This is a genomic window from Gordonia sp. B8661-1 (genome assembly GCF_059427765.1).
Genome location: NZ_JCAHRL010000001.1, coordinates 738,660 through 751,672, shown reverse-complemented (window position 1 = coordinate 751,672; position 13,013 = coordinate 738,660). Strand labels below are relative to the sequence as shown.

Annotated in this window: 12 protein-coding genes; 5 read left to right on the top strand and 7 right to left on the bottom strand. The window is 66.0% G+C overall.

Going from position 1 to position 13,013, the window contains the following annotated elements:
* Nucleotides 1-46: 46 nt before the first annotated feature.
* The 4 genes from AC4JJG_RS03535 to AC4JJG_RS03520 are packed head-to-tail and all read right to left on the bottom strand — an operon-like array spanning nt 47 to nt 4,205.
* Nucleotides 47-1,138, bottom strand: a complete 1,092-nt coding sequence (locus AC4JJG_RS03535; RefSeq protein WP_495398911.1) for an acyl-CoA dehydrogenase family protein — start codon at nt 1,136-1,138, stop codon at nt 47-49.
* Entirely contained in the window at nt 1,135-2,103 is a 969-nt protein-coding gene (locus AC4JJG_RS03530; RefSeq protein ID WP_495398912.1) for an acyl-CoA dehydrogenase family protein, read from the bottom strand. Before AC4JJG_RS03530 ends, AC4JJG_RS03535 begins: the two co-directional genes overlap by 4 nt.
* Nucleotides 2,104-2,107: 4 nt before the next feature.
* The gene (locus AC4JJG_RS03525; RefSeq protein WP_495398913.1) at nt 2,108-3,274 is read right to left on the bottom strand and encodes an acyl-CoA dehydrogenase family protein; all 1,167 of its coding nucleotides are present in this window, start codon (nt 3,272-3,274) and stop codon (nt 2,108-2,110) included.
* A gap of 1 nt (nt 3,275) precedes the next feature.
* A complete protein-coding gene (locus AC4JJG_RS03520; protein WP_495398914.1) occupies nt 3,276-4,205 on the bottom strand; it encodes an enoyl-CoA hydratase in 930 nt (309 codons plus the stop codon).
* 277 nt (nt 4,206-4,482) lie between these two features.
* Between AC4JJG_RS03520 and gdhA the strand changes: the two genes are divergently transcribed.
* Complete coding sequence (gene gdhA, locus AC4JJG_RS03515; RefSeq protein ID WP_495398915.1) at nt 4,483-5,832, top strand: NADP-specific glutamate dehydrogenase; 1,350 nt, start codon at nt 4,483-4,485, stop codon at nt 5,830-5,832.
* An 8-nt stretch (nt 5,833-5,840) separates the two neighbouring features.
* On the opposite strand, the gene AC4JJG_RS03510 is transcribed toward gdhA, so the two are convergent.
* Complete coding sequence (locus AC4JJG_RS03510) at nt 5,841-6,773, bottom strand: IclR family transcriptional regulator (protein ID WP_495398916.1); 933 nt, start codon at nt 6,771-6,773, stop codon at nt 5,841-5,843.
* A 12-nt stretch (nt 6,774-6,785) separates the two neighbouring features.
* Between AC4JJG_RS03510 and cysD the strand changes: the two genes are divergently transcribed.
* From cysD to AC4JJG_RS03495, 3 genes are read left to right on the top strand one after another with little or no spacing between them, the layout of a single operon-like run.
* Entirely contained in the window at nt 6,786-7,730 is a 945-nt protein-coding gene (gene cysD, locus AC4JJG_RS03505; RefSeq protein WP_495398917.1) for a sulfate adenylyltransferase subunit CysD, read from the top strand.
* Nucleotides 7,730-9,601, top strand: coding sequence for an adenylyl-sulfate kinase (gene cysC, locus AC4JJG_RS03500; protein ID WP_495398918.1), 1,872 nt, complete (start codon nt 7,730-7,732; stop codon nt 9,599-9,601). Before cysD ends, cysC begins: the two co-directional genes overlap by 1 nt.
* A gap of 26 nt (nt 9,602-9,627) precedes the next feature.
* On the top strand, nt 9,628-10,386 hold the full coding sequence (locus AC4JJG_RS03495) for a 3'(2'),5'-bisphosphate nucleotidase CysQ (protein WP_495399605.1): 759 nt from the start codon (nt 9,628-9,630) through the stop codon (nt 10,384-10,386).
* A 6-nt stretch (nt 10,387-10,392) separates the two neighbouring features.
* Here the strand turns inward: AC4JJG_RS03495 and AC4JJG_RS03490 are convergent, their stop codons facing one another.
* Nucleotides 10,393-10,851 carry a GAF domain-containing protein gene (locus tag AC4JJG_RS03490; RefSeq protein WP_495398919.1) on the bottom strand — a complete coding sequence of 153 codons (459 nt, stop codon included), beginning with the start codon at nt 10,849-10,851 and terminating at the stop codon, nt 10,393-10,395.
* A gap of 200 nt (nt 10,852-11,051) precedes the next feature.
* Here AC4JJG_RS03490 and AC4JJG_RS03485 point away from each other — a divergent pair, with 200 nt between their 5' ends.
* Nucleotides 11,052-12,578: an HNH endonuclease signature motif containing protein gene (locus AC4JJG_RS03485; RefSeq protein ID WP_495398920.1), complete on the top strand. Its 1,527-nt coding sequence runs from the start codon at nt 11,052-11,054 to the stop codon at nt 12,576-12,578.
* A gap of 25 nt (nt 12,579-12,603) precedes the next feature.
* Here the strand turns inward: AC4JJG_RS03485 and AC4JJG_RS03480 are convergent, their stop codons facing one another.
* Nucleotides 12,604-13,011 carry a hypothetical protein gene (locus AC4JJG_RS03480; protein WP_495398921.1) on the bottom strand — a complete coding sequence of 136 codons (408 nt, stop codon included), beginning with the start codon at nt 13,009-13,011 and terminating at the stop codon, nt 12,604-12,606.
* Nucleotides 13,012-13,013: the final 2 nt, after the last annotated feature.

Here is a 13,013-nt window from a genome sequence, read left to right as displayed (position 1 = left end):
TCGGGTAGGTCGAGGCGCCGGCTCGCTGCGCTCGCGCGCTACTCGATCAGCGAGTGAGGCGTTCGGTCAGCCCGGCGACCACGTCGTGCGGTTGGCCGAACAACTGTGAACTGGCCTGTGCGCGTTTGAAGTACAACTGGATGTCGTGTTCGGCGGTGATGCCGATGCCGCCGTGCAATTGAATGCCCTCACCGGTGACGCGGGTGAAGGCCTCGGAGCAGTGGACGTGCGCGGCGGCCGCGAGGTCGTCGGCGTCGGGCGCACCCGTGGCGAGCGCGGCGATGGCGGCCCGGGAAATCGACCGGCTCGACTCGACCAGCGCGTACATGTCGGCCATCCGGTGTTTGAGGGCCTGGAAGGAACCGATGGTGCGACCGAACTGCTTGCGGGACTTCGTGTAGTCGACCGTCAGGTCCAGGGCCGCGGCCATACCGCCGACCTGTTCGGCGGACAGCAGGGCCCATGCGGCGGAGCGCACGCGGACCGCGAGATCCGGTCCGGACGGGATGCTGGTCGCCGGTGTCTCGTCGAAGGTGATGCGTGCCAGTGGGCGGCTCGGGTCGAGTACCGGCAGCGGCGTGATCGTGATGCCGTCGGCCGTCGTGTCGACGACGTGCAGGGTGACCCGGTTGCCGGTCCCGGCGAAGACCAGGAGTACATCGGCCGACTCGCCGTCGATGACGTATTCGGCTGTGCCGTTGAGCAATCCGCCGTCCGCGGTGACACCCGGGCTCAGCCAGCCGGTCGGTCCCGCGCCGCAGCCGGTGACGATCAGTTCGCCGGAGGCGATACCGGGCAGCAGTCGGGCGTTGGTGTCGGGGTCGTCGGCGAGCAGGAGCGCGACCGTGGCCAGCGCACTGGAGAATACGGGGACGGGACTCAGTGACGCGCCGAGTTCTTCGAGCACCGCGCCGGTCTCGACGAAGGTTGCGTCCGCGCCTCCGTAGGTATCCGGAATCGGCAGTGCCGCAACACCGATCTCGGCGGTGAGCGTCTCCCACAGGGATCGGTCCAGCCGAGGGGTGGCGCGCATCGCCGCACGGGCGGCGGCCGAGTCGCCGCGTTTGCGGACGACCTCGCGGATGGCCTCGGCGAGTGCTTCGCGTTCGTCGGCGGAGATCGCCCCGGGGGTGGTCATCGGAGGGTCTCCAGCACTCGTTCGCGCAGCACGGCCGGTGTGCCCCAGGCGGACAGCAGGGCGCGGGTGGATGTCAGGTAGAGCGACAGGTCGTGTTCGGTGGTGTAGCCGATGGCGCCGAGGACCTGCAGCGCGCGTCGTGACGCGAGGTACGCGGCATCGCCCGCGGCCACCTTCGCGGCCGCGATGTCGCGGCGGACATCGGTGTCCTCGGGCATCTGACCGTCGACGCCCAGCGCCGCCGCATGCACGAGCGGCCGGGCCATCTCGATGGCGATCGCCACGTCGGCGAGATGGTGTTTCACCGCCTGGAAGGAGCCGATGGCCTTGCCGAACTGCTTGCGCGCCTGCGCGTATTCCGCGGCGAGCGCGAGCATGGCGCTCGCCATGCCGAGCAGTTGCGCGGCGGTGCCGAGGATGCCCATGTCGACCGCGTCGTCGACGTCGACGCCGGAGGCCAGGGTGTCGGCCGGGCTCAGTTCGGCGACCTGCCGGGCGGGATCGACGGTGGCCCGGGGTTCGCCGATGGTGGCGGTGCTGAGCACGCCGTCGCGGACCAGATACGCCGTGTCGGCGATCGGTGCCAGAGTTGCCAGCGACGGAATCGAGACGGTCGCGAACGCACCTTCGGCGAGTGCGGTCACGGGAGCGCCGCGCACACCGGCGGAGTGGAACAGAGTCGGCAGTACGGCGATGCTCTCCACCACCGGGCCGGGCAGTGCGTGGCGGCCGATCTGTTCCAGGGCCACCACGAGTTCGATGGCCCCGGCGCTGCTGCCGCCTTCGGCCTCGTCGATCAGCAGACCATTGACGCCGGTGTCGGCGAGGCCGGCGAAGACCTCGATCACCGGTTCGCGGTCCCCGTTCGCCCAGGCACGGGCGCGGGCCGGGATATCGGCCTTCGACAGCTGGGCATCGACGGTCGACGCGAGGTCGTCGTGGATGTCGGACAGCAGGAATTCCATGACGTCACCTGTCCCCACGCGGAAGGCCGAGGAGGCGTTCCGCGATCACATTGCGCTGAATCTCATTGGTGCCGGCGTAAATCGGACCCGACAGTGAGAAGATGTAGCCGTCCGTCCAGGCGTCGTCCAGTTCGGCGTCCTGGCCCTGCAGATCGAGTGCGGTCTCATGCGCCGCGATGTCCCACTGCGACCAGAACACCTTGTTGATCGACGACTCCATGCCGAGTTGGCCGCCGGCGGCCAGGCGGCTCACTGTCTGATAGGTCGACAACTCGTAGGCCCGCGATCCGATCCACGCATCGGCGACGCGCGCATCGACATTCGCGGTCGTCGGCACGGTGTCGCGGTTCCGGCGCCACAGCTCGACGAGTCGATCGGTGGTGGCGAGGAAGCGGCCGGGTGCCCGCAGCGACAACCCGCGCTCATTGGCGGCGGTGCTCATCGCGACCTTCCACCCGTTGTTGACCTCGCCGATCACGCCCGAGTCACCCGGGTTGGCCGGGTCGTCGGGGACGAAGACATCTTCGAGGAACAGCTCCGCGAAACCGTGCTCGCCGTCGAGCTGTTCGATCGGCCGGACGGTGACGCCGGGGCTACGCAGGTCGAACATGAAGTAGGTGATGCCCTTGTGGCGCTGCGCGTCCTTGTCGGAACGGAACAGTCCGAAACCCCAGTCGGCGAAGCTGGATCGCGAACTCCAGGTCTTCTGGCCGTTCAGCAGCCAGCCACCCTCGGTGCGCGTCGCGGTGGATCGCAGCGACGCGAGGTCGCTACCGGCCTCCGGTTCACTCCAGGCCTGACCCCAGATGTCGTCGGCGCGAGCCATGCGCGGCATGATGCGGTCCAGCTGTTCCGGCTTGGCATGCTCGAAAAGTGTTGGGGCGAGCAGGAAGATGCCGTTCTGGCTGACACGTCCGGGCGCGCCCGAACGGTAGTACTCCTCCTCGAAGATCACCCAGTGCAGCAGCGGTACGTCGCGGCCGCCGTACTCCTCGGGCCAGCTGACCACCGACATCTTGTCGGCCGCCAGCGTCCGCTCCCACTCGCGGTGGGCCTCGAAGCCGTCGGCGGTGTCCATCGAGGGAAGTGGTTCGGCCGGAACATGATCGGCCAGCCAGGCGCGCACCTCGGCGCGGAACGCCTGCGCGGCGTCGTCGAACAACAGGTCCATGTCAGCCCTTCTCCGCTGCGTTCTTCTCGGCAGATGCCTTCATCGACTTCGCGTCCATGCCACCGAGCGAGTCGCCGGAATCGGCATCGTTGGCCGCATGCGCGTAGTGGTGCCAGCCGAAGACCGACTCCATCGCGTTGCGCAATCCCATCTGGTCCTCGCAGATGTTGACGGCCTTCTTGCTCAGGAACAGTCCCTGCATCGGCATCGCGACCATCTTCTCGGCGATGGCGTCGACCTTCGTACCGAGATCGTCGAGCGGCACAACGTGATTCACCATGCCCCACTCGGCGGCCTGCGCCGCGGTGAAGCGCTCACCGGTGAACAGGATCTCCTTCGCGCGGCGGGTGCCGAGTGCGTAGGCGTGGGCGAAGTACTCGACCCCCGGGATGCCCATGCGGGCCACCGGATCGGAGAAGAAGGCGTCGTCGGAGGCGACGATGAAATCACAGATCCAGGCGAGCATCAGACCGCCCGCGATGCAGGCGCCGTGCACCTGGGCGATCATCGGCTTCGGGATGTCGCGCCAGCGGCGGCACATCCCCATGTACACCTCGATCTCGCGGGCGAGGCGCTGGTTGCTGTCGAGGGGCTGACCGTCGCCGCGGGTGTGATCCCAGTGCAGGGTGGCGACGTTGTCGTAATACGTGTCGAAGTCGCGTTCCGGTGTGCCGATGTCATGGCCAGCGGAGAAGTGCTTGCCGTTGGCCCGCAGCACGATCACCTTGACCGCATTGTCGTCGACGGCTTTCCGGAACGCCGCATCCAGTGAGTACGTCATCACCGAGTTCTGTGCGTTCCGGTAATCGGGCCGGTTGAGCGTCACATAGGCGACCGCGTTGTCCGGGCCGCCGACCTCGTAGGCGACCGGCGAGGAGTCCGGTCCCAGGTCGTCACGGCCGAGGGCAGGTGGGATGACGGCGTCGCTCATGCCCACGAGCCTAACCTAGCAAGTGCTTGGTTGGTAGTCGGGTCTCAGGGCGTCGGCGCGATCGGTCAGGGAACGACGATGCTGCCGCCGCAGGACCGCGCCGGGATCGACCGCAGCGCGTTACGGTCGGTGGTGGACGGTCGCTGTCGTGTTGTGACCGTTTGCACGGATATGCCAGGTCCGGGGCATAAGTGTGAAATCGGGGGATGGGACCGTTGGGTGGATCCTGTCGGACGATAGGCTGAGCCGGTCTGTCCGTTTGTCTTTGGAGGTCTGCGTGTCCGAATTCGCGCCGCAGTTACAGGAACTGTTCGACGAGGTGGTCGCACGCAACCCGGGTGAGACCGAGTTCCATCAGGCGGCGCGTGAGGTCTTCGAAAGCCTCGGACCGGTCGTCGCCAAGCATCCGCATTATCTGAGCACCGAGGTCATCCGCCGGCTCTGTGAGCCCGAACGGCAGATCATCTTCCGCGTGCCGTGGACCGACGACAAGGGGCAGGTGCAGATCAACCGCGGTTTCCGCGTCGAATTCAACTCGGCGCTCGGACCGTACAAGGGTGGCCTGCGCTTCCACCCGAGCGTCTACCTCGGCATCGTCAAGTTCCTCGGATTCGAGCAGATCTTCAAGAACGCGCTGACCGGCCTGCCCATCGGCGGCGGCAAGGGCGGCTCCGACTTCGACCCCAAGGGCCGCTCCGACGGCGAGGTCATGCGGTTCTGTCAGTCCTTCATGACCGAGCTCTACCGTCACATCGGTGAGTACACCGACGTCCCGGCCGGTGACATCGGTGTGGGCGGCCGCGAGATCGGCTACCTCTTCGGCCAGTACAAGCGCATCACCAACCGCTACGAATCGGGCGTGCTCACCGGCAAGGGCATCTCCTGGGGCGGATCGCAGGTGCGCACCGAGGCCACCGGCTACGGCACCGTCTACTTCGTCCGCGAGATGCTCAAGGCGTCGGGGCAGAGCTTCGAGGGCAAGCAGGTCGTGGTGTCCGGCTCAGGCAACGTCGCGATCTACGCCATCGAGAAGGTGCACGAACTCGGCGGCCGGGTCATCGCGTGCTCCGACTCCGGCGGTTACGTGGTGGACGAGAAGGGCATCGACTGCGGCCTTCTCAAGGAGATCAAGCAGGAACGCCGCGAACGCATCGAGGATTACGCGGCGGCGCGCGGTGGTTCCGCGCGTGTGGTCACCGGGGGCAGCATCTGGGACGTGCCGACCGACATCGCCCTGCCGTGCGCGACGCAGAACGAACTGACCGAGACCGATGCCGAGGCCCTGGTCGCCAACGGCTGTCAGGTGGTCGCGGAGGGCGCGAACATGCCGACGACCCCGGAGGCCATCCGTGTTCTCACCGGTGCGGGCGTGACCTTCGCTCCCGGCAAGGCGGCCAACGCAGGCGGTGTCGCGACGAGTGCGCTCGAGATGCAGCAGAACGCCTCTCGCGACTCGTGGAGCTTCGAACACACCGAAGACCGGTTGTCGGACATCATGACCGGAATCCACGATCGCTGCCTGCACACCGCGGAGGAGTACGGCGTGCCCGGCAACTACGTCGCGGGTGCCAACATCGCGGGCTTCACCCAGGTCGCCGACGCGATGCTGGCGCTCGGCGTCATCTGATCGGGCGCTCAGCGCAGGTAGCCCGACACCTGGTCGGCCGCGGTTCGTGTGGCCTCGCCGAGTCGCACGAGTTCCGTTGCGTCCAGGGTGATTCCGGGACACATCACGATCGAGGCGACCACATCTCCCTCCGCATCGAAGATCGGTGCACCGACGGTCATGGCCGTGATGTCCCCGGTCAGTTCGTCCGGCAGATAGTCGATGGTGGTGAGTTCACTCAGCAGATCGCCCACACGCGATCGCAGCCGGTCGGAGACACCGTCGATCGAATCGAGTGCCGCGACGACCTGTGTGTGGTCGGTGGTCATGCGTTCGATGGAGTAGCCGCGTTCGCGGATGGCGGCCAGCGCCTGCCGCAGACGATTCGCGGTGCCGGCGGGCGCGTGCGCGATCCAGTCGTTCTGTTCGGTGGTCGGCGCCCACGCCATGAACTCCCGGCAGTTCGGCGGACGCAGCCGCATGCGGCGGCCGGGGGTGAACCAGGGGGTCGCGGTGGTGTCTCCGCTGTGATCGACGACGGTCACGGTGTCGGAATCGGTTCGGCGGGCGACGAATCCGGGCATGCCGACGGTGTGCGTCAGGCTGCGCAGGGCGGTGGCCGCCCAGTCGGTGATGTGATCGCCCGCGGCGGCGGTGCGTCCGAGCGTGACGAACGCCGGGCCGACGCGGAAGGCGCCGGTGTCCTCGTCGCGTACGACCCAGCCGTGCGCGGCCAGCTCGCCGACGATCGCGTGTGCGGTCGCCCGCGACGATCCGGTGGCGCGCACGATCTCGGCAAGCGTCATCGAGCCGGTGTCGTCAGATGATTCGGCGCGGACAAGATGTTCCAGAATGCTGATGACGCGTGCCGTGGGTGGTGAGATCGGTGTATCGGGCTGCGCGCCCGGTGACCGGTCACGTGGTTGACGCCCATCGGCGTGCTCGCCTACGGTATGTGTCACATATTCAATACTATGTGTCGAATATTCGACACGTCAAGGAGTGGCGCCGTGAGTGGCTACGAGCTCACCAACCTGGACGCGCTGGAGGCCGAGGCCGTGCACATCATGCGCGAGGTCGCGGCCACCTTCGAGCGGCCGGTTCTCCTGTTCTCCGGCGGCAAGGACTCCGTCGTCATGTTCCACCTGGCTCGCAAGGCTTTCTGGCCTGCGCCGGTACCGTTCCCGCTGATGCATGTGGACACCGGCCACAACTTCGACGAGGTGATCGACTATCGCGATCGGGTCGTCGAGGAGACCGGGGTGCGATTGGTGGTGAGTTCGGTGCAGGACGACATCGATGCCGGCCGGGTCGTCGAGGAGACGGGTCCGGGGAAGAGTCGAAATCGTTTGCAGACAGCGGCATTGCTGCGCGGCATCACCGAGAACCGCTTCGACGCGGTCTTCGGCGGCGCGCGGCGCGACGAGGAGAAGGCGCGCGCCAAGGAGCGGGTCTTCAGCTTCCGTGACGAGTTCGGCGCGTGGGATCCGCGAGCCCAACGCCCGGAGTTGTGGAACCTGTACAACGGCCGCCACCACAAAGGGGAACACATCCGGGTGTTCCCGCTGAGCAATTGGACCGAACTCGACATCTGGCAGTACATCGGCGCCGAGCAGATAGCGTTGCCGCCCATCTACTACGCGCACGAGCGCGAGGTGATCCCGCGCGACGGCATGCTGCTCGCGAAAACCCGCTTCCTGCAGACCTATCCGGGTGAGGAGTCGCGCACCGAAAAGGTCCGTTTCCGGACCGTCGGTGATGCGACCTGCACCGGGTGCGTCGAGAGCGACGCCGACACCATCGACAAGGTGATCGCCGAGATCGAGATGACACGTGTCACCGAGCGCGGTGCCACGCGCGCCGACGACCGCATCTCCGAGGCGGGCATGGAAGATCGCAAGAAAGAGGGCTACTTCTGATGAGCGCACCCGTGGGCACCGCGGAACCCGGTGTACAACAAGAGCTTCTGCGTCTGGCGACCGCGGGGTCGGTGGACGACGGGAAGTCGACGCTGATCGGTCGTCTCCTGTTCGACTCGAAGTCGATCTTCACCGATCAACTGGAATCCATCGAGCGGACCAGCGCAGAACGTGGTGACGAGTACGCGAATCTGGCGCTGCTCACCGACGGCCTGCGCGCCGAGCGTGAGCAGGGCATCACGATCGACGTTGCGTACCGGTACTTCTCGACGCCTCGACGGAAGTTCATCATCGCCGACACACCGGGCCATGTGCAGTACACCCGCAACATGGTGACCGGTGCGTCGACGGCGGATCTGGCGATGATCCTGATCGACGCACGCAAAGGTGTGTTGGAACAGACTCGGCGCCACGCCTTTCTGTCCTCATTGCTCGGCATCCCGCACCTGACCATCTGCGTGAACAAGATGGACCTCGTCGACTGGTCGCAGGCGCGCTTCGAGGAGATCTGTGAGGAGTTCGTGGCCTTCGCCGCGAAGCTCAATGTGGTTGACCTGACGTTCATTCCGCTATCGGCGCTGCAGGGTGACAACGTCGTCGAACAGTCGTCGAATATGCCCTGGTACGAAGGGCGTCCGTTGCTGAGTCACCTCGAACACGTATACATCGCCTCCGATCGCAACCTGATTGACGCCCGGATGCCGGTGCAGTACGTGATCCGTCCGCAGCGCAGCGACGGCGCCGATCACCGCGCCTATGCGGGCACCGTGGCAGGCGGGACGTTCGCGCAGGGCGACGAGATCGTGGTGCTGCCCAGTGGTTTCGGGACGACCATCCGGCGCATCTGGGGGCCGGGCGGGCAACCGCTGGAGGAGGCGTTCGCGTCGATGGCGGTGTCCATCGAACTCGCCGACGAGATCGACATCTCCCGCGGCGACATGTTCGCGCGGCCCAACAACCGGCCACATGTCGCGCGCGATGTGGACGCGATGGTGTGCTGGTTCGCCGAGGACAGTGAACTTCGGGTGGGCGGCACGTATCAGGTGATGTGCGGTACGCGGACGACGCGCGCGCAGATCAGCGGCCTCAACTATCGGTTGGACGTGAACACGCTGCACCGCGACGCATCGGCGGAGTCATTGCGACTCAACGAGATCGCCCGGTTGTCGCTGCGGACACAATCGCCGCTGCTGTTCGACTCCTACCGGAAGAATCGGGACACCGGCAGCTTCATCCTGATCGACGAGTCGACGAACCGGACCGTCGGTGCGGGCATGATCACCGCGCCGGTCCGGCAGGACTCGAATGTCGTGTGGCAGACCACCAAGGTGACCCGCGACCAGCGTTCGCACCAGGGGGCGACGATCTGGCTGACCGGCCTGTCGGGATCGGGCAAATCCTCACTGGCGGTGGAGATCGAACGACGCCTGGTCGCCGAGGGACGGCCCGCCTATCTGATGGACGGTGACAATCTCCGGCACGGCCTCAATTCGGACCTGGGCTTCGGCGATGACGATCGTCGGGAGAACATCCGACGCACCAGCGAGGTGGCGGCCCTGTTCGCGGATTCCGGTGCGGTTGCGATCGTCTCGTTGATCTCGCCGTTCGCCGAAGAACGACAGCGTGCCCGCGAGGTGCATGCCGAACGTGGTCTGCCGTTCTTCGAGGTGTTCCTGGACACGCCGATCGAGGAGTGTGAGCGTCGAGATCCCAAGGGGCTCTATGCGAAGGCGCGCCGCGGGGAGATCAGTCAGTTCACCGGCATCGACTCTCCGTACGAGCGGCCCGAGCATGCGGAACTGGTCGTCGCGCCGTCCGATGGTGCACCCGCCGACGCTGCCGAGTCGGTTCTCCGTAACCTGGGGCTGTGACCGTGACGACAGAGGGAGGCGCCGGAATGGTCGACGATCGGACACTGGCGGGCGAATTGGCCACGGCCGCAGGTGAACTGCTGCTGGACGTACGTGCGAACAGCGGCTTGTCCGGTCGCGAACTGGGTGATGCCGGTGACCGGCGGTCCGACGATCTGATCCTCGCCCGGCTCGCGGAGATACGCCCCGATGATGCGGTGTTGTCCGAGGAATCCGCGGACGACAAATCCCGACTGTCCGCGGAACGGGTGTGGATCATCGACCCGGTCGACGGCACCCGTGAGTACGGCACCGACGGGAAGACCGACTGGGCCGTGCACGTCGCGCTGTGGTCGGCGACCGATGGGCTGATCGCCGGTGCGGTCGCCCTGCCGGCCCTCGGGGTGACCTATCTCGACGATGCGACGCCGGTCGAGCCGACGACCGGGCTTGCCGCCCATCCGCGCGGTGATCGCCCGCGGGTCGTGGTGAGTGCGTCTCGCGCACCGGGCTTTTCACAAGCGGTAGCCGACGCGATCGGCGGGGAACTGCTGCCGATGGGCTCCGCCGGGGCGAAGGCGATGGCCGTCGTCCGCGGTGAGGCGGACGCCTATGTGCACGCCGGCGGCCAGTACGAATGGGATTCGGCCGCGCCGGTCGCGGTGGCGCAGGCAAAAGGCTTGTGGTGCGGGCGAATCGACGGCTCACCGCTGGTCTATAACCAGGACGACACCTATCTGCCGGATCTGGTGATCTGCCGTCCCGAACTCCGCGAGGAGATCATCGCGATCACCTCGCGGGGCTGACTGCGGTCAGAACAGTGCGAGGACGAGGGCGGCGAGGGCCGCCAGGCCGTCCTCGTCGGCCTGGTCGAAGCGTGCGGTGCGCGGGCTGTCCAGGTCGAAGACGCCGAGTGTCTGCCCGTCCCGCACGAGCGGGATGACGAGTTCGGATCGGCTGTCGGCATCGCAGGCGATGTGGTCGGGGACGGCATGGACGTCGTCGACTCGCTGGATCACCTGCGTACGCGCGGCTGCGCCGCAGACGCCGCGGTCGAAGGAGATCGGTGTGCAGGCGGGTTTGCCCTGGAACGGCCCGACCACCAGCTCGCCGCCCTTGGTGACGTAGAAGCCGACCCAATTCAGTTCGGGCAGTGAGTGATACACGAGTGAGGACAGGTTGGCCATGGCCGCCACGAGATCCGTCTCACCGTCGAGGAGCGCCGTCGCGGAGGCGAGGAGTTCGTCGTAGGGGCTGACGGAAGTGGTCATCGGGCCAGTCTAGGCGGTCGGGGATGGATTGCCGGGTTGAGCTCACGCCGATCCGGACGGTTGCATGGGCTGCGGTGGATATGGATCGGATGGTCCGGCCGGGGGCGCTCTGCCGTCTGGCGTCGATCGCATTTGCATATCGAACGCATGTTCGATATAGTCGTGTTATTCGCAGGTCATGGCATCGGGGGGTGGACCATATGACCGCATCGGTCGAACCATCGTCATCGTTGGTGGACGCGTACGCGCGACTGGAATTGTTGCTCGACGAGATTGCTGTGGGGTCGTCACGGTTGTGTTCGGAGGCCGAGCTGGTGGGGCTGGCCGAAACGCATGAGCGGTTGTATCGGCGGATGGCGTTCTTTGGGCACCAGCGGGTGATGGATGTGTCTGATCGTGACGCCCATCGATCGGCGGGCTGTCGTTCGATCCAGGACTTCATGGTTACGCGGCTGCGCATCACCGATGTTCGCCGTCGTATGGATGCGATGGGAGCGTTGTTGCCCACCTACACCTTGCAGGGCGAGGTGAAAGATCCCGAATGCCCGGACACCGCAGCCGCTTTGGCCGAAGGTGCGATCAACCCCGATCATGTCGGTGCGGTGTTGGACGTGATGAAAAAGTTGCCGGCGGCGGTGTCTGTTGAGGACCGGGAAGCTGCGGAGTCGACGCTTGCTGAATATGCGCGAGAGTTGACACCGAAGAGCATTCGGCAGGTGGGGGCACGGATCCTCGCGCACTTGGATCCGGACGGCTCCTTGAGTGATGACCGTGATCGGAAACGTCGGCGCCGGTTGTCGGTGCTCGATCCCGATGTTCAGCAGATGTCGAAGATCGTCGGTTGCCTCGACCCCGAGACCCGGGCCATGCTCGATGTGGTGATGGCCGCCTGGGCCGCGCCGGGCATGAACAATCCCGACGACGATCAATCGCCGGTCGGGCATGTCGATGAGGCTGATCCGGAGCGGCTGAAGGAGGCGGCACAACGGGATTCGCGTGGTGCGTCGGAACGCCAGCACGATGCGTTCAAAGCCTTACTGCGGTGTGCTCTCGATGGTGGTGTGCTCGGCAAGAGCCATCGGGGTTTGCCGCCGCATCTGATCATCAAGATCACCGAGTCCGAACTGCGGGAGCGGGCGGGTCTGGGCCATACCACGACAGGTGCTGATCTGCCCATCGGTGATGTGATCAAGTTGGCGGCCGAATCCCAGATGTATTTGGCGGTGTTCGCCGATCACACCAACGAGCCGTTGTATCTGGGTCGAGCCAAACGGTTGGCGAATCAGGCCCAGAGGTTCATGGGTTTCGTGGAGTACGGCGGCTGTTCGGTACCGGGGTGTCCGCGGCCGTTCTCCCACACCGAGATGCATCACGCCGAACAGGATTGGACCCACGGCGGACGAACCGACGCCAACGCCATGGCTCCGGCCTGCCCGCCACACAACCGACTCGTGGGATCGAAGACCGGACAGTTGTCGACCATCAAGATCCGCAGCGGCCCCGACCGTGGACGCTACGGCTGGAGACGCAACACCACCGACGGAGTGCCACCCGACATACCGCGAACCAACCACATCCACCTTGTTGATGAACTCCTGAGAAGCCGGCCGCAACCGCCACCGTCATCCGGATCGGGAACCGAGATCGCATTGCGAGAAGTGTTGACCTCGCATCGAGTAGAGCGCACCGATGTCATCTTTCACACGAGTGTGCCCACCGATGAGTGAGCATAGTGCGAGCCACGAGACCCGGTCAGTTGTGGATGATCTCGTCCTTCATGTTGCTGATGATGAAATTGACCGTGTCGCCGGGTCGTTGCCGGCAGATGATGCCGACCAGAGTGGCCACGAGGAACGGATTCTTCGTCACCCCATTGGCTTTCACGATGGCGACCTGAGTCGGTTCGTCGCGCGTCTGGTAGTCGCGACAGGTGATGGTCTGCGCGTCCGGAGGTGGCGGCACCTCCTGGGTGGTCGGTGACGCAGGTGGAATCGACGGCGCAGGCATGGTCGTCGCGGGGGTATCCGTCTCGGAAGTCGTGGCCGTGACAGGCGGTGGAGCCGGGTCGGCACGGGGATCCCCATCGACGGTGCAGGCGGACACCGCGACGGTGGCGAGTATGAGCGAACAGACCGCCCCGGCCATCGATCGCTGATTCATCC

Coding starts and splice junctions, on each gene's coding strand:
- AC4JJG_RS03525 (WP_495398913.1), bottom strand. CDS start 3,274: ATGGACCTGTTGTTCGACGACGCCGCGCAGGCGTTCCGCGCCGAGGTG.
- AC4JJG_RS03535 (WP_495398911.1), bottom strand. CDS start 1,138: ATGACCACCCCCGGGGCGATCTCCGCCGACGAACGCGAAGCACTCGCC.
- AC4JJG_RS03480 (WP_495398921.1), bottom strand. CDS start 13,011: ATGAATCAGCGATCGATGGCCGGGGCGGTCTGTTCGCTCATACTCGCC.
- AC4JJG_RS03530 (WP_495398912.1), bottom strand. CDS start 2,103: ATGGAATTCCTGCTGTCCGACATCCACGACGACCTCGCGTCGACCGTC.
- AC4JJG_RS03495 (WP_495399605.1), top strand. CDS start 9,628: ATGGTCGACGATCGGACACTGGCGGGCGAATTGGCCACGGCCGCAGGT.
- AC4JJG_RS03490 (WP_495398919.1), bottom strand. CDS start 10,851: ATGACCACTTCCGTCAGCCCCTACGACGAACTCCTCGCCTCCGCGACG.
- cysC (WP_495398918.1), top strand. CDS start 7,730: ATGAGCGCACCCGTGGGCACCGCGGAACCCGGTGTACAACAAGAGCTT.
- AC4JJG_RS03520 (WP_495398914.1), bottom strand. CDS start 4,205: ATGAGCGACGCCGTCATCCCACCTGCCCTCGGCCGTGACGACCTGGGA.
- AC4JJG_RS03485 (WP_495398920.1), top strand. CDS start 11,052: ATGACCGCATCGGTCGAACCATCGTCATCGTTGGTGGACGCGTACGCG.
- cysD (WP_495398917.1), top strand. CDS start 6,786: ATGTGTCGAATATTCGACACGTCAAGGAGTGGCGCCGTGAGTGGCTAC.